This window comes from bacterium (assembly GCA_020444065.1).
Lineage (GTDB): Bacteria > Sumerlaeota > Sumerlaeia > SLMS01 > JAHLLQ01 > JAHLLQ01.
The window spans coordinates 200,766-219,379 of the sequence record JAHLLQ010000001.1 but is presented as its reverse complement, the minus strand read 5'-3'; the positions used below and the strand labels follow the sequence as shown (position 1 = coordinate 219,379).

At 59.0% G+C, this 18,614-nt stretch carries 10 protein-coding genes; 8 read left to right on the top strand and 2 right to left on the bottom strand.

The window, feature by feature from the left end:
* Positions 1-62 precede the first annotated feature (62 nt).
* From KQI84_00830 to KQI84_00815, 4 genes are all read left to right on the top strand, one after another.
* On the top strand, positions 63-1,931 hold the full coding sequence (locus KQI84_00830) for a hypothetical protein (protein MCB2153403.1): 1,869 nt from the start codon (positions 63-65) through the stop codon (positions 1,929-1,931).
* Between the two features lie 98 nt (positions 1,932-2,029).
* Entirely contained in the window at positions 2,030-3,109 is a 1,080-nt protein-coding gene (locus KQI84_00825) for a hypothetical protein (GenBank protein ID MCB2153402.1), read from the top strand.
* Positions 3,110-3,364: 255 nt separating this feature from the next.
* The gene (locus tag KQI84_00820) at positions 3,365-5,989 is read left to right on the top strand and encodes an endonuclease (protein MCB2153401.1); all 2,625 of its coding nucleotides are present in this window, start codon (positions 3,365-3,367) and stop codon (positions 5,987-5,989) included.
* A 181-nt stretch (positions 5,990-6,170) separates the two neighbouring features.
* On the top strand, positions 6,171-8,807 hold the full coding sequence (locus KQI84_00815; protein ID MCB2153400.1) for a hypothetical protein: 2,637 nt from the start codon (positions 6,171-6,173) through the stop codon (positions 8,805-8,807).
* A 56-nt stretch (positions 8,808-8,863) separates the two neighbouring features.
* On the opposite strand, the gene KQI84_00810 is transcribed toward KQI84_00815, so the two are convergent.
* Entirely contained in the window at positions 8,864-11,587 is a 2,724-nt protein-coding gene (locus tag KQI84_00810) for a S8 family serine peptidase (protein MCB2153399.1), read from the bottom strand.
* 178 nt (positions 11,588-11,765) lie between these two features.
* Between KQI84_00810 and KQI84_00805 the strand changes: the two genes are divergently transcribed.
* Positions 11,766-12,251 carry a hypothetical protein gene (locus KQI84_00805; GenBank protein ID MCB2153398.1) on the top strand — a complete coding sequence of 162 codons (486 nt, stop codon included), beginning with the start codon at positions 11,766-11,768 and terminating at the stop codon, positions 12,249-12,251.
* Here KQI84_00805 and KQI84_00800 read toward each other — a convergent pair.
* On the bottom strand, positions 12,248-13,993 hold the full coding sequence (locus KQI84_00800; protein MCB2153397.1) for an ABC transporter ATP-binding protein/permease: 1,746 nt from the start codon (positions 13,991-13,993) through the stop codon (positions 12,248-12,250). The two genes, KQI84_00805 and KQI84_00800, sit on opposite strands and share 4 nt — an antisense overlap.
* A 412-nt stretch (positions 13,994-14,405) precedes the next feature.
* Between KQI84_00800 and KQI84_00795 the strand changes: the two genes are divergently transcribed.
* The 3 genes from KQI84_00795 to KQI84_00785 all read left to right on the top strand — a co-directional run bounded on the left by KQI84_00795 (position 14,406) and on the right by KQI84_00785 (position 18,605).
* Entirely contained in the window at positions 14,406-15,725 is a 1,320-nt protein-coding gene (locus KQI84_00795; GenBank protein ID MCB2153396.1) for a glycosyltransferase family 4 protein, read from the top strand.
* A 139-nt stretch (positions 15,726-15,864) separates the two neighbouring features.
* On the top strand, positions 15,865-17,118 hold the full coding sequence (locus KQI84_00790; protein MCB2153395.1) for a hypothetical protein: 1,254 nt from the start codon (positions 15,865-15,867) through the stop codon (positions 17,116-17,118).
* Positions 17,115-18,605 carry an O-antigen ligase family protein gene (locus KQI84_00785; GenBank protein MCB2153394.1) on the top strand — a complete coding sequence of 497 codons (1,491 nt, stop codon included), beginning with the start codon at positions 17,115-17,117 and terminating at the stop codon, positions 18,603-18,605. Before KQI84_00790 ends, KQI84_00785 begins: the two co-directional genes overlap by 4 nt.
* The last annotated feature ends 9 nt before the right edge of the window (positions 18,606-18,614 follow it).

Below are 18,614 nucleotides of genomic sequence, written 5' to 3'. Positions count from 1 at the left end.
GAGAGGATGAGATGCAAACTACCAGGTTTACAACGTGCATCGGGAGGAAGTGCCTCGGTCTTGTGGCCACTCTCCTTCTTCTGGTTGGCATCGCCGGTGCCACGACAATCGACATTGGCGAGGAACGAGTTGATCCGGGCGGTACCGTTCAGGTCCCTGTAATCTTCTCGAACACGCCATCCCCGGCCATTATCAGCGCCTTCGAGTTTCGTGTGACGTATGACTCGACGAATCTCGGTTTGCCCACGGCCGTCGCGGGCGCGGACCAAGCCAATCTGACGACATTCATCGATGTGACGGCCAATCCCGATGTCATTCGCGTCTCTGGCTTTGTGCCAAGCGCCCCGAGCATTGGCGACGGCGAGATCCTTCTTCTGGAGTTCACACTCGGAGCAGGCGTCCCTCTCGACCAGTATCCGCTCGTGATTTCGGCGGAAGAAGTTCGCGACACCGCCAATGATCTTCTTGCGGCGGACATCGTGGACGGCGCTCTCTACGTCGGCACAAACGTCATCATCGGAAACGGTGGAGGACAGCCAGGCGATTCGGTCGATCTGGCCGTAACCTTCGTGGGGTCGCCCAATCCCGCCGATATCAGCGCCTTCGAATACTACGTCACCTTCGACGCCGCCTGGGCCGATCCAGTCGTTGCCGTTGGGGCCGATCAATCGAATCTGACAACTTTTATCGATTCCGTCTCCCCAGGCTTCGTGCGTGTCACCGGCTTCATTACCGGCCCGCCGAACGTTGGCGATGGGCACATTCAAACTCTGACCTTCACGATCCCGGGCGCCGCGGCCAGCGGCACCTACCCGATTCAGATCTCACTGTTGGAAGTGCGTGACACGCTCAATGCAGTTATCCCGAGCGCAGGCGTCGATGGTAGCATCTTCGTCGGCACCACGATCCAGGTTGGCTCTGCCAGCGGACTGCCGGGTAACGTACTGACGGTTCCGATCACGCTGACGAATGCACCGGATCCTGCCATTATCAGCGCCTTCCGAATCAACATGAGCTCCGACGTTGCCATCGGTCTGCCGACGGCAGCGGCCGGTCCTGATCAGGGCAACCTGACTCCGATTGTCGATGACCTCGGTGGCGGAACTTACCGCGTGACAGGCCTTGTCGCCTCGTCTCCCAACATTGGCAGCGGACACATCATGGACCTTAGCTACACCGTGCCGGCCGGTCAGCCCGACGGCGTGTATCCTCTCGGCATCGTGGCCGTCGAGGTGCGCGATACCAGTAACACGCTGATCGGTGCGCAGGCCCTGCCCGGCGAACTGGTGATCGAGCAGTGCGACTCTCGCTTCGATTTCGATAACGATGGCAAGCCGGACGACTGCGAAGATGGTACATTCACGGTCCTCATGGCAGGCGGCAGCACATGGACGAACTACTGGCTGCCCGACTCCGATGGCGACGGTCTGCTCGACGGTGAGGAAGCCCTCGCAGGCCGTCTCTCTACCACACCGACGCTCGTCCTGACCGACGCTCGTAAGTTTGACACCGACTTGGACGGCTTCGGCGACGGCATCGAGTACTACGTCCTCGGCACCAACCCGCTGGACATCAACGATCCGGACACAAGCCTGCCCGCCTACGCTGATGCGGACGGTGACGGTGCTCCGTTCCTCGTCGATCCGGACGACAGCGATCCGGACTTCGACAACGATGGTTACATTGATGGCTACGAGTTGGCGCATCGCACGAATCCATCCGATCCCAGCAGCAAGCCGCCACTGGGCGACGGAAACGGCGACGGATTCGTGGATAACGTGGACCTGACAGAGACCTTGAACTACCAGTTGGGTAATTCCGGACTACCTTCGGCGCCCGGCAACACCGATCTGACGCTGGATGGTTGGGTCGATAACACCGACAGCACCAAGCTGCTCAATTACACGATCGGTAACTCGACATTGCCATAAGGAGCGATTCGGCAGCGGGCTAGCTGCCCGCTGCCGCACTCAGGAACATGAAAGCTTGCATCAAGATTTTAGATAGGTCGGGAAGGAGTACCACCGCAATGGAACGAACACTCAAACTTGGAACACTCATGCTCTTCCTGGGCATCGCACTCTGCCTGCCGAAGGTGGCATCGGCTCAGTGTTTTGCTACTCCCTGCAGCGGCAGTACTCCTTCGAGCTCGCCAGGCGACTACCTGATTCAGGGGTTGTACCTGAATGCCTCTCAGGCGGAATTGCCCGGAGGGCCGACCGCGCCTAGTCAGACATTCTACGTCCGACTTGTCGCGAATCGTGGAACTGGCACGCGCGGGATTGATAGTCTGAGCTTCCTGCTCTTTTACAATCCGACGTTGGCTGAGGAGCCGATCTTCGGCAAAGAGCGAACCGCGGAGAATGGCTTCGGCGGCGCCACGATCGGCGTCAGCACGAATCCGATTCTCGAAGGGCAAAATCCTTCCGGCCTGGTGGATCCGCGTTTCACGGACAATGATCCGCAGACCACCCACTACAAGGTGATTACGGCCGCCTACGATACCTGCTATCCGTTGCTGCCGAATCATCCCCTTATCGGTGGGCCGATTCTGACTGACCCGATCATGCGCATTAAATTTGTTACCTCGGCCGGCTTCGCCCCACCGCTCGTGATGGGACTGAAGGATAACCCGGATTCCTCGCGTCCTCTGCAGGAAACCTGCGATGAGGGGGCACGGCGCGCGCCTTACCAATCGAACCCGGCCCAGCACACATTCAACAACACGCAACTGCTGGCCGTCGATATGATGAGCTTCAAGGCTGTGGCCACGGGTGTTGGCGATCCGATCAATGTGACTTGGGATACCGCGGCAGAGATCGACAACATCGGCTTCAATCTTTATCGCGCTACCGTCGATGGGCCTGCCTTCTCACTTGGCGAGCAACTCAACACCTCCATGATTCCGGCCGCAGGTGATGCCACCAGCGGAGCCAGCTACTCCTTCCTGGATGACAAGCCCTTGGCAGCCGGCGAAGTCCGGTCTTACGTCCTGGAAGATGTCGACCTGAACGGCATCTCGACCATGCACGGCCCCGTCTCGACCGAGGCCTTCGGTGCAGGTAGCGACGTCACCGGTGTGGACGACTGGCAGATGTACGACTTCTAATTCTCAGGCCGCTTGCCGGCCGAGATGCAGTTTTGGAGGGGGCCGAGGAGACTCGGTCCCCTTGTTTTTGTTGATGCTCGCTGTGGTATGGCATGCTTTTCGTGAATTGTGACAGAACTCCGAGAGTGCCGAAAAAGTCCGGAAAAAGATACAGCTTGCCATGGGCGGCACCGGGTAGGACATTCCCATGATAAACTGTAAGGATTGGGTATACGAAAGTCCCTCTACCGCATCATGAACCAGGAGGTTCCCCCCATGAGGAACGATAAGCGATTTGCAAGAGCCCACTTCTTCCTTGGGCTTGCCACACTCCTAGGAATGGGAGGCAGCGCGATTGCTCAGTGCACATACAACTCGCTCTGGGACCCTCCGGCTGGTTATTACTCGACAGCGGACACATCGAGCGCGTCCGCTCTTCGAACCTCGCTGCACGCGATCATCGATGGTCACACGCGCTATCCCTATACCTCCTCAGCGACTGACACCTGGGATATCATTGAAGAAGCCGATCAGGACCCCTGGAACTCCAGCAATATTCTCGATATTTACCTCAACGACTCGATTCTGAAGTCAAACCACGTCTGGAATCGCGAGCATACCTGGCCCAAGTCCTACGGCTTCCCCAATGAAGGCGACGAACCGTACACCGATTGCCACATGTTGCATGCTTCGGATGCCGGCTACAACAGCTCGCGCAGCAATCTGCCGTATGGCTTTGCTCCCGGTGGGAACGAGAAGCCGACGCTCCTCTACAACGGCATCGGCGGCGGCAGCGGCACCTACCCGGGCAATTCCAACTGGAACGATGGCACGAATTGGGAGACCTGGGACTACCGCAAGGGCGACGTCGCCCGCGCCGTCCTCTATATGGATGTTCGTTACGAAGGCGATTCCGGAGAACCCGATCTCGTTCTGACGAATAACGCATCGCAGATTGTCACGACGAGTTCGTCTCCCGCTTACATGGGTATGCTGAACGACGTCCTGCAGTGGCACATCTCTGATCCGGTCGATAACTGCGAGCTGCGCCGAAATTACGTCGTGTACACCTATCAGAATAATCGTAATCCGTTCGTCGATCACCCGGAATACGTCTGCATCATCTGGGGAGCCGAGACGCCTTGCTCTGGTGTTCCGACGCCAACACCAACGCCTACATCTACATCAACTGCCACGCCGACGCCGACGCCGGGCGGCGGCGGCACGGGTACAGTGTGGATCAACGAGATTCACTACGACAATGCGAGCACCGACGCAAATGAAGGCGTCGAAGTTGCCGGCCCGTCGGGATTCGATCTCACCGGGTGGTCGCTCGTCCCATACAATGGCAACGGTGGTGCGCAGTACTCAGCCACCTCACTCTCCGGCACCTTCCCCTCAACGGCCGAATGCGTTGGGACTCTGTTCTTCAGCATCGGCGGCCTCCAGAACGGGTCGCCCGACGGCGTTGCCCTCGTCGATGATACGAACACGGTGGTGCAATTCCTCAGCTACGAGGGATCATTCAGCGCTGTTGATGGTCCTGCCTCGGGCATGACTTCGACCGACATCGGCGTCAGCGAAAGCGGCTCCTACGCCGATGGCTCGCTGCAGCTTGGCGGCACGGGCAACCAGTACTCGGACTTCTCCTGGCAGTCAGAGATGGGCAGCACATACAACGCCGTGAATACGAATCAGACATTCACGAGCCTCTGTGCGACGCCAACTGCGACCGCGACTCCATCCGATACGCCGACAGTGACGCCCACGAGCACGCCGAGCCCGACGCCGTCTGACACTCCGACCGCGACTCCTACAGACACTCCCAGTGCGACTCCGAGTGATACGCCGACTCCCACACCGTCTCCGACGCCTGGCGTGGGAGGGACGCTCTGGATCAATGAGATTCACTACGACAACGATGGTGCAGACGCCAATGAGGGCGTCGAGATTGCCGGTCCATCCGGGTTCGATCTGACTGGTTGGTCGCTTGTCCCGTACAACGGGAATGGCGGCGCGGCGTACTCCACCACGCCATTGTCTGGCACGATCCCATCGACGACCGAGTGCATCGGCACGGTCTTCTTTGGAATCCTCGGATTGCAGAACGGATCGCCCGACGGTGTTGCTCTTGTTGATGACACCGATACGGTGATTCAGTTCCTCAGCTACGAAGGGTCGTTCACAGCAGTCGATGGCCCGGCATCAGGCATGACTTCCACAGACATTGGCGTGACCGAGTCCGGTTCCTACGTGGGTGGCTCGGTGCAGTTGGGTGGCACCGGCAGTCAATACTCGGACTTCGCGTGGCAGGCCGAGATGGCGAGCACCTTCGATGCGGTGAACACCAACCAGACATTCGCGAGCATCTGTCCGACGGCGACACCTTCCGACACGCCGACTGCCACGCCGACGGACACACCATCTCCGACGCCTACGGACACCCCGTCGCCCACACCCAGCGATACACCCAGCCCGACGCCGTCGGACACGCCATCGCCCACTCCGAGCGACACTCCCAGCCCGACCCCGTCGGATACTCCTTCTCCGACACCGTCAGATACCCCGTCGCCCACACCGAGCGACACGCCCAGCCCGACGCCTTCGGACACGCCATCGCCCACACCCAGCGATACACCGAGTCCGACACCGTCGGATACACCGTCTCCGACTCCTTCGGATACACCTTCGCCAACACCGACAGCGACACCTTCACCGACGCCGGCGGGCCTGCCGGGGGATGAAAACTCCGACGGCGACGTGAACCTGTTTGAGCTGAATGCTGTTCTCCTTGCGTATCGCGGTATGGGACCCGTACCGCCCACCGCCGATACGGACAACAGTGGCGACATCACGCTCATCGAGCTGAATGCGGTCATCCTTGCGTACCGCACGTACTAACGGTCTTGGCGGAGGCTGAGGGGGAGTGAGGCCGAGACGCCCGGGGGTCCTGTGGGATCCCCGGGCTCTTACGTTTAAGGCACTGAATTGCGCTGACATGGCGCAAGGAATGAGCATAGACTTTGAAGTCGAAACGACACAATTCCGCACGTCTCAGCAAGTTTGCATGGAGGACCCCGTCATGGCTCGAAAGAAGACCCGATCTATCCGGCGAATCACCGCAGGTTGCGTGGCCGCGGCCTTGTTGGCAGCCATCCCCGCCACCGCCTCGGCTCGCGTGATCCTGCAGTGGTTTGAAAGCCAATGGTACACGATGGAGCGCAAGATGCCGGATGCCTTCATGACTGGCTATGGAGCCATTTGGACGCCTCCGATTGCGAAGGCAGATTCCGGCGCGTACAGCGTGGGATTCGACGTCTACAATCGCTTCGATCTCGGTTCGCCTGACTCTCCGACCCTTTATGGAACCGAAGCGAAGTTCGACGCGTTCGTTGACGAGGCGCACCGCGCGGGGGTACTGGTTTTCGCCGACACTGTTTTCAATCACAATGGATTCCGCGATCTGCGTACGCCCGGTTTCGAGGCGGCGGGCGATTATCCGGGATTCATGTTATCCTACGGCGGCGACGCGGATGGAGACTTCCACAATGCATCTTCCGACGGACCGAGTTGCGAAACAGATGCATGGCAATGTCGCCTGGCCGGTTTGATCGACATCGCCCAGGAGAAAAACCACCAGGTCGTCCGTCAGCCTGCAGAGGCGGGGGCGAATAACATCCCCAATGAACCAATCGACGTGAACAACCGGCGCTTCTATCCGGACGTCGATCCGGATCCCAGCGATGTGTTGACCTACTCTGGTTTCAACCTGACAAATCCGCTAAGTGGCGATCCGTATGCAGAAAATGCAACAGGCCTGCTGCTGCGCTATGCTCAATGGCTGGTCGAGGTGAAAGGCGTCGACGGTTTCCGTCTCGATGCCGTGAAGCACACGCCCGATTGGTTCTTCAAGAGCTTCTACGATGCCTGGGTCTACAACAACGGAACGGATTTCTGGGGTGACCGGGTGACCCCATTTTCATTTGGCGAAAACGTCACGAGCGATTGGGGCGCATTGGCGACCTATGTCTGCAAGAACGGGACGGGCAATTGCGATACGGGTGCCGCTCCGGCCGGCAATCGCGATGCGCTCGATTTCGCGCTGTACTTCACAATGAAGAGCGTGATCGGTACGGATAACTTCCCACAGATCCTCGACAGCAGCTTCGATGGATACGATGGCAGTGCAACCGATGGAACTCTCGGCGTGCAGTTTGTCCAGAGTCACGACGGTGGGGGATTGGGCGATCCGCCGTACCTCTCGAACATGGCGTATCAGTACACGCTCTCGCGCCCGGGTTTCCCGACCGTGTACTTCAATGCGGAGGAATTCGGCACCGGTCGCGACTTCCCATCGGATGGACGAGGGGATGCTCTCGGCGGGCGATATGGGAACACGATTACGAAGATGTTGGAACTGCACAACGACTACATCGCGGGGCGAACCAACAATCCATTCTCGGAGCGCTATCGTTCTGTCGATATGGTGGCTTACGAACGCGAGAACAGCGCTATCATTCTTCTCTCCGATCGAGGCGATGCGGGGCACGATGCCTATTGGGTTGAAGTTCTGAGTAGCGAGTTCCGCGATCGCTGGCTTCAGGAGCAGACCGGCAATGCAGCCGATCCTTTTGTCGATCCATACGATGACATTCCCGAGTGGATCTACGTCCCGACAAACGGGTGGGTTGAATTCAAGGTCCCTCGAAATCTGAACTGGGATAACCAGGAGCACGGCCGCCCGTACTTGTTCTACTCACTGCCTCGGCCCGAGGCGACACTGACCGTGACGAACAAGTCATCGACTCTCCCTGCCGACCCAGACACGCCGGACAACAATGGTACGCAGCGTCTGACGGAAGTGGATGTTGTGACCTCCGACACGGCCGTGCTTGTCCTGCAAACGGCTCAGCCGGACGGAACGAACTTCCCGCCGGCCGAAGACCATGCCATGTTGCGTTGGAACAACAACGTCGATGTTAACAGCAACCCAGGGCTCGATTTTGCCGGCAACGCCCCGAACACATCGGACAATATCCTGCGCGGCTACGAAGATTTCGATAATGCGTCTCCACGCGCATCGGGAGGCACGGGGACATTCACTCAAGCCGTCGATCTCGATCGCGAGGGAATCATCGAGGGCCTCAATTACGTTTCAGCAGTCGCCTTCTTGCCGCGGCCTTCCTGGGCGCCAACGACATATCGTACTGTGCGCAAGGTTATCTACGTGGATCGCGTACCGCCCCCGATGGGCCTGATGTATCCACCGAACCCGACGGGCATGCATGACATCGAAGAGGGCGCCTACGAGTTTGTCTTCAAGAGCGAAGACCAGACGGCGAATTCTGTGCATGTGTTCCTCGATCTGCCACCCGGAGAGGAGCCCGTCCTCGACGCCGGCAACAAGGCATCCTGGTGGGATCGCGATGTGTTCCGCTTCGCATTCAGTGATCTGCCGAACGGCCAGCACACGATTACGGTGTTTGCCTTCGAAGAGACTGGCAATCGCAGCCGTACGACATGGACGATCGGTATCGGCGCGCAGAAGGCGGGCGATGAGGACTACAGCGGTCGCGTGACTCTCGGCGAGTTGAACAGCGTCCTACTCGGATTCCGTGGGCTCGGACCAATCCCGCCCAGTGCGGACACGGACGATAGCAACTCCATCTCTGTCTCTGAACTGAACCAAGTGATCGTGAATTACCGCGGTACGCCGTGATCGACTGGGAATAGGAATGAGAAAGGAGGGACGGAGTCAAATCCGGCCCTCCTATCTCATTGGAGAATCCACCATTCGGCTACGGCCGATGGAGTAAAGCCCGTGAACCCGGCGGAGCCATAGGCGGGGTCCGTGGCAATCGGATTGCCGTCGCCATCTTCGACTCCAGTCACTGTTAACATATAGCCCTGGCCGGATGTTTGTGCGGCTGTCTGGACATTGTAGGTATTCCCACCGGCGGGAATTACGCCCGTCACCGTGAGAGTTGCCCGCGTCGATGTCTGGATGGAATACGCGCCTGCGTTCAGGACCGAACCCGGACCGCTTTCGCTCATTGCGGAATCGAATGTGACCACGACTGTGGTCTCATCAAGCGCAGCGACGGAATCGATGGTAGGCGTGTTGAGCACCAGCACATCGATTCCAACCGAACTCATGGCCGGCGAAGGTGCATCATCAGTTGCAGAAACCGTGAGTGTCTGTGTTGCCGCCGCATCCGCATATCCAGGCGCCAGTTGCAGGATGGCAGTCGTTGGGTTGTCCGAAGATTCAGGAACCAAGGAAGCAAAGCTGGGAAGTGTACCAGAAGTCAGCGCAACATTCTCTGTCGGGTTTGAATCATCGGCCGTGATGATTAGACCAACAGAATCGCCCTCATGGAGAGTGCAAGAGGCCTGTGCTAGAATCTGCGGCGCGTCGTTCGTAACTTCGAAGCCGTCGACGAGAACTGCCTCGTCGCCGCCTGGCATGAAAGCAACGACATCATACAGTCCGTAATCCAGTCCACTCAGATCGAAATTGCCGAAGGCCTTCTGGGGGGCGTTGTATTCATTTGTTGCCGCGGCATGGGTGACTGCTCCGCGGCGAAGCTCCAACTGCGTTCCGACTTGGAAGTCAGAACCATCAAGTTCGACTGAAACCATGGAGTAGGCCACACCATCAGCGGGCAGGACACTCGAAATGCTAGGTGAGGCCGCCGCCGCGAGGGATTGTCCTTCCGCGATTAGAGAGTACCACTGCTCGCCGTTTGTGAGTGTGCTCTTGTGCGAGACAGTGACTGTGTACGTTCCTGCCGTTGTTCCGGAGGGCACGATCACCTGCTCGATCGTATCGACAACATTGTCTCCGGTCGTTGCATTGTCTGTCGGATTGTCCGGATCGAGAATGAACGGGAAGAACGTTCCTCCCGGACCAACGACGCGCAGATCCAGATCGTTCACAAGCGCCGGCGTTCGCGAGTCCACGACCAGCGGCAGGGGAGAGCTCGGCGGATCAGTCCAACAGATCGTGACAACCAGATCGTTCGATCCATCCCACACGAGATGGAATGAATCAGTGCCGTTCGTCGTGTCCAACACACCTTCGACGAGATGGAAGCCGCCGGGATTCGTTGATTGGCTCGTGACCACATCGGCGGCGCGCACGCCGTCGGGCAATCCCCATCCGTATTCATAGTCTGGTCCGGGCCGTCCCATGTCGGTCGCTGTTCCCAGCATCAGCGCCTTGATCGTACTGGCGCGAATCGCCGCTCCGCCCAGCTTCTGACTCGCCTGATCGAGGAGCAGAATTGCTGTCCCCGCCGCGTTGGGGCAGGAGAATGACGTACCACTGGCGGACGACGCATACGCGGTATCGCTGCTTGAAATGGGCGTGCGCAATTGTTGGCCGTTCGCGACGATGTCCGGCTTCACACGTCCGTCATCGGCAGGCCCCCAGCCACTGTAGGCTGCCATGGCGGCGACGCCTGGATCGCGCAGCCCCCCGGTCACGGCATCTCCCACGGAACCAACCGCAATGATGTTCTTTGCGTTCGCATTGTCGATCATCGTGTCGAATCCGCCGGCCTCGTAACCGTCCGCGAACGGCGCAGTCGCCAGCGTGTACGTTGTCTCGACCCAGTCGTCGGCAACGTAGTCGTAGAAGAAGAACATTCCAGTGCCATCTGTCGGGCCGGTGTAATGGTCGTCGCGATCGTTGCCGCACGCCTTGAACATCAGCCAGTACGGCGCGGAATAGGCCAGATCATCCACGATGTTCGCGTCTTCTCCGTACCGGCCGAAGTACGCATCCTCCCGATCGCCGGTTCCATCCTCTTTGAAATTCGCCCCGAACCAGTGCCATCCGGAGGAGCCCGAGTAGCTTCCGTTTTCCCATCCGTGCAGAAGTCCATAGGAGTGATTGGTAATAGGCAGGTCCGCGGCCATGTCAGCAGGGCTGGCCGCCAGGCGCGGAGCCATTTCTGCGTAATCATTCAGGTAATCGTAGCACTCCGCAAACGCCATCGGAGCCATCCCGAGCGATCCTGCATCGACGCCTGCAGAGATCATCGTGCCGGCAACGGCGGTCGCGTGGGCGCTGATCGGCGTATCGTCGCCGATGATGATTCGCGTTGAGCTCGTCTGATTGAATTCCTGATGCGTTGGGAGTGCAGTCCCGCCATCCCAGACGCCCGAGATGGTGCCAGTGCCTTCGAGATTGTACGGTGCCTGCTGGAGGAGATCCGCGCCCGTTGAGATGGCAGCGTTTGTGTTCAGTGTTTGAACGTAGAGTGGTCGCCCCTTCGCATCGCGTCCGATTAGTTGGAACTGTTGGCCGTCCGCAGTCTCTCCGGAGATACGCCATCCCGACTCCTTCGCGCGCGTGACTGCTTCGTGCCTCATCAGATCGGCGCGCTGCTGCAGCCTCACTGTCTGTTCCGCACGCTTACTCTGCGCCCAGGCTGTAGGGGAAATCGAAATCATCAGGCAAAGCGCCGCCAGGCGGCACAGGAATACACGCATCGGAAGAACTCCCGGATCGAGGATGAACTGTTCCCAGGATGGGGCCGCGAGGTGCCGTTTGGCAAATGGGAAGTCGTGTCAGAAGTGGGGGAGGTTGCGGGTTGACGACAGGTGTGCAACTCGTCAGGATTGCGTCAATCAGAACGAATCAGGTTCATTGTCTGGAGAGATGGGATCCATGAAGAAGTTCCTCATCGGATGTCTGGCCGCAGGATTGCTCTTTGTCGTGCTCATTGCAGGCATTGTCGGGTTCCTCTTCTTTCGCATACTTCCCACGGTGAGCACTTCGATCGATGTTCCGGGGCGGGTGCAATTGGATGCGGAGTTTCCGATGGTCGTCTCGGCCACGAATCCACACACCCAGGCCGTCACACTCAGCAGTATCGACGTCGACAACGAACTTCTCGACGGTTTTCAGGTCATCTCAATCGACCCGGCTCCACAGAGTTCGATGCAAGTAATGTTCTTGGATCAACGAAGTTGGGTCTTCAATCGCTCACTGGAGCCGGGAGAATCCATCGACGTGACGTTCATTCTTCTTCCCGTGCGCGAAGGGCGATTCCAGGGCAGCATCGATACCTGTAATCCAAACCAGGATTTTGTTTCTCAGTGGGTGGATGTGATCGTCAGGCGAGAGCGATCTGCTCCGCCCCCAGCGCACTAAGGCGAAGGGGCATTTACTCCTACAAATTCACAGAAGTGCTCCGAAGATTTCATTAATTCGTCGAAGGCGCCGCTCGCTGCGATCCTGCCATCGGACAGGAGATGGATCGTGTCGGCTTCGCGAATAAGCGAGATGTCATGGCTCACCAGCAGGATGGAGAGTCGTTCGCGCAAGCCGTGCAGTGTTCGCATCAGACGCACTGCTGCAGCGGGGTCCAGGCCATGCGTCGGTTCATCCAAAAGCAGCAAGCGCGGTCGGCGCACAAGCACACGCGCCAGGGCAAGGCGTTGGCGCTGACCGCCGGATAGCTTCGCTCCGCCCTCGCCGAGTTCCGTTGCCAGCCCGTTCGGCAGCGAATTGAAGAAGGCCTCCAACTCCGCCAGTCGCAGAGCCTCAATGAGCTGCTCGTCGGAGGCGTTGGGTGCTTCCAGTCGGAGGTTCTCTGCCAATGAACCCGTAATCAACTGCACGTTCTGACTGACGACACCGATCTGTCGACGGATGCCGACGATGTCCAGATCCGTGAGTGAATGCCCATCAAAGAGGATTGTTCCTTTCTCCGGGCGCAGAATGCCAAGGATGGTGAGCAGCAGCGTCGACTTCCCTACGCCACTGATCCCCGCCACGGCAGCAATCTCACCGGGGGAAAGCTGCAGACTGAGATCGTTGAGAACAGGTCGTTCCTTCTCGTAGGAGAACCACAGACTCTCGACTGCCAGATTGCCTTGGAACTCGATCTTCTCTGTTCCCTTGTAGGATTCATCCGGCTCTTCGGTCAGGAACCCGTGAATGGCCCCCAGGGTTTCATCTGCTCCAACGATTGTCGGCACGGTGTCGAGCAGCGACTGCACCTGGGCATTCAGCAGCGCCATGCCGCCATAGAAGGCCACCAATTCGCCGCCGGTCATCTTGCCTGCCACGATGAAGGACGCGCCGACGACAAGGACTGCCAGGGAGCCGATTCTGATCGCATTCGACTGCGCAATGCCGGCGGCCGTTGCGAACCACCCCATCGTGCGGTGTGTGCTGCGCACCTGGTTGATCTCGGCTTCACGGACGTTTGCGTCTTCACTCTGGATTCCCGCCTGGCGCAACAAAGGAAGTAGGGTCAGCGTGCGACCGATGCCGGAACTGAAGGTGGCAAATGCATCCCGGAACTCGTGATGCCGGCGGCGGAATGCTCGAGCCAGATAGCGCGTCCCGATCAAAATCGGCAGGTAGGCGAGAATCGTCACGCCGAAGAGCAGCGGTTTGAGATCAACCAGAACCCATGTAAACCCGATGATCCCGGCGGCGGCTGGGATCGATGCCGACAGGAAAGCGCCCGAGGCCTGATCGAGTCGCGCTGTATCCGTGACGATCAGGGCATGGAGTCGTCCGGAGTCTGCTGAGCAATGATACTGGTGTGGCAGATCGTGCAGGTGACGCGTCATCCGGTCACGCAGACGACCCGTCGCGGTCTTCGTGACATCCAGCAGAAGATGCCGACTCAGCAATGTAAGCCCCGCCGACGCCAGAGAAAGCCCCACCATCATGGCGCCGACAATCACGACTTCGGCTGTCTTGCCGGAGGGGAGGGCATCGTCCACAAACCGCCGAAGAAGCAGTGGAAGGGGCACAAGCGACAAGCCCTGCAGGATCGAAACGACCCCGCCCCCGGCGAGTTTGTGGCGCACGCCGGTATGCAGGCGCCAATAGAAGTGCCACGGCCGTGGATCGATGGGCTCGGCGGTGCGGGGCATGAACGAAGCGGACTCCTCAGTGGGTACAGCCGATGATTGTCTCTAACTGAACCCGATGCGCTGATGGCGCAAGCCCAAGGGACAGGCAATGAAATCGGACAGAGTCTATCTGCTATTACTCAAGTGCTTCAATCGCTCCGCCTCGGGTTGGACCCGGATTTGCATAACGGTCCAAACGTCCAATGGCGATCTAACCCTTTGTTTCGCAGTTTTGGGGGACGGAGAATGACGGAGAAGAGCAGTCAATGGGGTTGACCTACGTGGGTAGTGGGGCGGTATGCTCCGGCCATGCAGTAGGCACGGGAATGCACTGCTCGCTCTGGCGTTACATGCAGGGTGACACGGGAACATGGGGTGCGCCTGGGGAAGAAGGGCGTGCGCAATATTGCCAAGGCAAAGAGCCTCGGGACTTATGAGATTTCTTTTCGTCAATCAGTACTACGCGCCGGACTTTGCAGCGACCGCGCAGCAACTTGCGGACTTGTGCGAACAACTGGCCGAATCTGGTCACGAAGTGCATGTTCTGACCAGTCGGTCTCTTTACGATGGGCGCAAGATGGAACTTCCGCAGGAGGAAGTCCTCAACGGCGTTCACGTGCATCGCATCGGGCTCCTGAAGGGCGGCCGTGCCCGGTTCCGCGATCGTCTCAAAGATTACCTTTCGTTCTACGTAAAAGCATTCTGGAAGGTTCACTTCCTGCCGCGTGCCGATGTCATCGTCACATTGACCACGCCTCCGATGATTTCGCTGCTGGGAACCTGGCTTCGAATCCTCCGGCGGACGCGTTTCGTCTATTGGGTCATGGACATTTATCCGGACATCGCTTTGCGCGCCGAGGTGCTATCACGTGTCGGTCCGATTCGACTGATCTGGTCCACGCTTGGGCGCATCAGCTACATCACGGCAAACAAGATCGTTGTCCTCGGCGAAGATATGAAGCGGACCCTGATGGCCAAAGGCGTCGGCGATGGAAAGATTGATATTATCCAGAGTTGGTCCTGCGGCCAGAGCGTGCATTCCGTTTCCCCCACGGAGAATGAGTTCCGGAGGGAGCACACGGATGACGGACACTTCACATTGATGTACTCCGGCAACATGGGAACGTGTCACACGTTCGAGGCCTTCCAGGAAGCCGCCGCGAAGCTTTGCGAAGAAGATGAGATGGATATCCAATTCCTCTTCATCGGCTCCGGAAAGAAGGAGTCGGAACTCCGCGATGCACTGGGTAAGTACGAGGGCCACGTGAAGTTCCTTCCGTACCAGGATCGGTCGAGACTGAACCAGTCCTTGTCCGCCTCTGATGCGCACCTCATCACGCTGGATGCGCGCTACGATGGACTGCTTGTTCCGAGTAAGCTCTACGGCATCATGGCGGCTGAGCGTCCGGTTCTCTTCATTGGCAGCAAGGACTGTGATATCGCCCGCACGATTCGCGAGGCGGGATGCGGAATCCAGGTCAACCAGGATGATCCGCAGGGTGTGATCGACGCCATCAATCGGATGGCCGATCGTCCGGAAGAAACCAGGGAAATGGGACGTCGGGGAAGAGAGTACTTCGAGCGGCACTTTGATCGACCGATTCTTTGCGATCGATTCCGCGAGCTTCTGGAGCAGGAAGCCCAGAAGCCCGGGATTCGCGGAGTGCGTCGACTGGCTCACAAGACCTTTGGCCACGCTCATCCGCAGCGGCGCCAGGTGGAGCTCGATGAGCCTTCGCGCGTTTGCGATTGATATCGGTTGATTCTGCCGACCTGATTCTGCGCTTCTGGGGGCTCGACAAGATGTTGAGCCCCCAGTGCTGACAAAAACGAATGGTTTTCGATCCTTGAGTTCCTCGACCGGTACCCCGTCCCTTCCCATCCCCAGGATTATGCTCTCTCTGATCGCCATGGCGATCGTGGTCGGCTGGTCGATGTCCCAGGCGAGCCGGATGCAAACACGTATCGCCTGGGCGGAGGCACGTCGAGAGAATCCCACCGCAGTTCTTGAACGCGACGAGCCGGCTCCAACGGCGGATGGCAATCTGCTGTTGGCCAATGAGCGCGGTCGAATCCTGTTCCCTCCGGATCATCAGGGGGCTATCGAGTCGACGCGTCGAGCTCTGCTGCTGGATCCATTGGAATCTTCGGCCTGGATGATCCTGGCAAGAGAGAAGCTACTCCAGAACCACATGGACGAGGCACGCGCTGCTCTCTCGCGATCCGATGAACTGGAGCCCCGTTACCCAGGCCAACGCGTCGAGGCGATCCGGCTCTGGAGTCTCTTGGATGAGCCCAATCGGGCCATGGAACTCGCCCGCCAGATTTCGCTGCTCGGAGACGAGTACGCCGCCGCTGCGGCCGCCGAACTTATCGCTACGGGACGCGAGCCGTCCTCCGTCTTCAAGATTCTCCGCCTCGATGAGCTCCCCCCGGACGAGAAGCTGATGGCAGCCAGGGCAATGGCTGCTGCAAATCCCGGCGCGATGGCGCCTGTTCTGGCCACCTTCACCAACGCTGAGCTGGCAGACCACGATTTCGGCAATCAGTTTGTCGAACTCTTGTATTCACCTATGAACATAAAGGAGATCGAGCGGGTCTGGGCGCTTCACAGCACACGCCTTATCGAGGAGCAGGGGCTACTCCTGGCCGATCCGAATCTCACATACCCTCCGTTCGAGCACTCCTTCCATCTCGGCTGGCAGCAGCCGATGCAGTCGACCACCGTAATCAGCCGCTGGCAGCCGGCGGAGTCGGAGATTCGAGATACCGGGGCTCACATCGAGATGCAGTTTACGCGATCTGCCAAGGAGCAGATTCGTTGGATCTTCTATCGCCTTCCGATCCCTCCGGATTGGTCTGGAACGATTGAGTTGCGTGTCCGCATCAGCCCCGCCGCCAGCGCAACATGTCGTCTGGGCACAGGCAGAGGCGGTCAGGCGAGATACAGTGCGCCTTCGGACACGACCGAAGAGGGCTGGCAATGGCTTCGCCTTCCGATCACTGCGACGAAGTCAGGCCGTGTTGCGGATCTGATCTTCGAGCGGAATTTCAGAGGTGGGCGCTCGATTGACTTAGATGACATGCGCGTCTCCATCGATGAGCTGAGGGTCAGCCGCGGCACCGACGAGGAGGGGACGCCGTGATTGAACCGACTGCTCCTCCCTTGAACGCTCCATCGCGGAAGTCCAAGTACTCGCGGGGACTGCCCCCCTGGATTCTGACGGGCGATGCCTTGGCGGAACTGGTCATCTATGCGATCCTTGTAGGCGGCATGGCATCGCACGGGTATGCCGAGTTGGGAATTTATCGAGTCCTTGCATGGCTCGGGTGCGGTTTGCTTGGGGTCTGGGCCGCTATCGGTATTTGGCTGAATCGCTGGCGGGGGAGTCACCTGCGAACCTCGCGGTGGATTCTGTCCGCTTTTGGCGTCATGATTGTCTGGACGGGCTTTCAGACGATCCCGCTTCCCGCAGGGCTGGTGATGGGACTCAATCCGGCCTGGAAAGAGATTCAGCAATCTTTCCAGAGCACCGGTCTGGAATTTCCGACCATGATTCCACTCGCGCTGAATCCGGACCGGGCGATCTGGTCCTGGGATCAGTTGGTGGCGGCGGGATTGTTCTTCGCGGGAGTCGCTCTTCTGACGACCAGGCGCCGTTGCTCGAATCGACTGATTATCGCCGTCGCGTTGGTTTCACTGACCGAAGGCATCTGGGGGTTCCTCAGGTTTGCAGCCGGCGGGCAGCCGCATGCAATCGGAGCTCTGTTCAACCCATCTCATCATGCCGCCCTCGTCCTGGCCGGAATACCGCTGTTCATGGTCTGGACGATCGATCTCTCGCGCCGTTCCGAGGTCTTCAGCGGCGGTCTCTTCAGCGGATCGAATCCTCTCCTGATCGCTGTCGGCGCGGGATTGATCGCCATGATGGGCTGGGCAACATCATATTCTCGGGGTGGACTGGTGCTGGGTGGTGCGGTGCTGCTGATCTGGGTGATTATCGAGGTCTGGGGAGCTCGCAACGAAGGGCCAAGGGACGACGCTGAATCCGTCCCGTTTTCATTGACCGCCGTCGGGGTGGGGGGCACCATCCTGCTTCTCCTTGCGGTGGCCGGTTTGGTGTATTCCGCCTCTCTTCTGGAGGGGATTTCATCCCTGCAGTGGGAGACCGGCGAGCGGCAAGGACTGGGGCGATTCGAGCTCTGGCGCGCAACGCTGGAGGGTCTGGGCGATAGTCCGTGGACGGGCCTTGGGCTCGGCGGCACGGAAAACGCTCTGACACGCTATAGCGTCATGCCGATGCGAACCGATCCGATCTGGTCGCACGGCGACTATGTGCAGATCTTGGCGGAGCTTGGAATCCCGATTGCCCTTGTGGTAGGACTGCTGTTCAGTAAGGCCTTGCTTTCCTTCTGGCGGGATACCCGACAGAGGTGGGAGGCTTTTGAATGGCCTGACCGCATCATGACCCGAGCCGCCATGGCCGGGCTGATCGCACTACTGATACACGCGGGAGTGGATTTCCACCTCCGAATCCCACTTGTGGGTTTTGTAGCATTGATTTTGTTGGCTTTATCAATAAACGATGGGCCTCTGTTCATCGTCAGCAATTCCTCCTCCGGGCGGCGCTAGCGCCATTCC

Excerpts from the sequence above, each read along its gene's own strand:
- KQI84_00795 (MCB2153396.1), top strand. The coding sequence starts at position 14,406 with ATGAGATTTCTTTTCGTCAATCAGTACTACGCGCCGGACTTTGCAGCG.
- KQI84_00810 (MCB2153399.1), bottom strand. The coding sequence starts at position 11,587 with ATGCGTGTATTCCTGTGCCGCCTGGCGGCGCTTTGCCTGATGATTTCG.
- KQI84_00815 (MCB2153400.1), top strand. The coding sequence starts at position 6,171 with ATGGCTCGAAAGAAGACCCGATCTATCCGGCGAATCACCGCAGGTTGC.
- KQI84_00790 (MCB2153395.1), top strand. The coding sequence starts at position 15,865 with ATGCTCTCTCTGATCGCCATGGCGATCGTGGTCGGCTGGTCGATGTCC.
- KQI84_00820 (MCB2153401.1), top strand. The coding sequence starts at position 3,365 with ATGAGGAACGATAAGCGATTTGCAAGAGCCCACTTCTTCCTTGGGCTT.
- KQI84_00800 (MCB2153397.1), bottom strand. The coding sequence starts at position 13,993 with ATGCCCCGCACCGCCGAGCCCATCGATCCACGGCCGTGGCACTTCTAT.
- KQI84_00825 (MCB2153402.1), top strand. The coding sequence starts at position 2,030 with ATGGAACGAACACTCAAACTTGGAACACTCATGCTCTTCCTGGGCATC.
- KQI84_00805 (MCB2153398.1), top strand. The coding sequence starts at position 11,766 with ATGAAGAAGTTCCTCATCGGATGTCTGGCCGCAGGATTGCTCTTTGTC.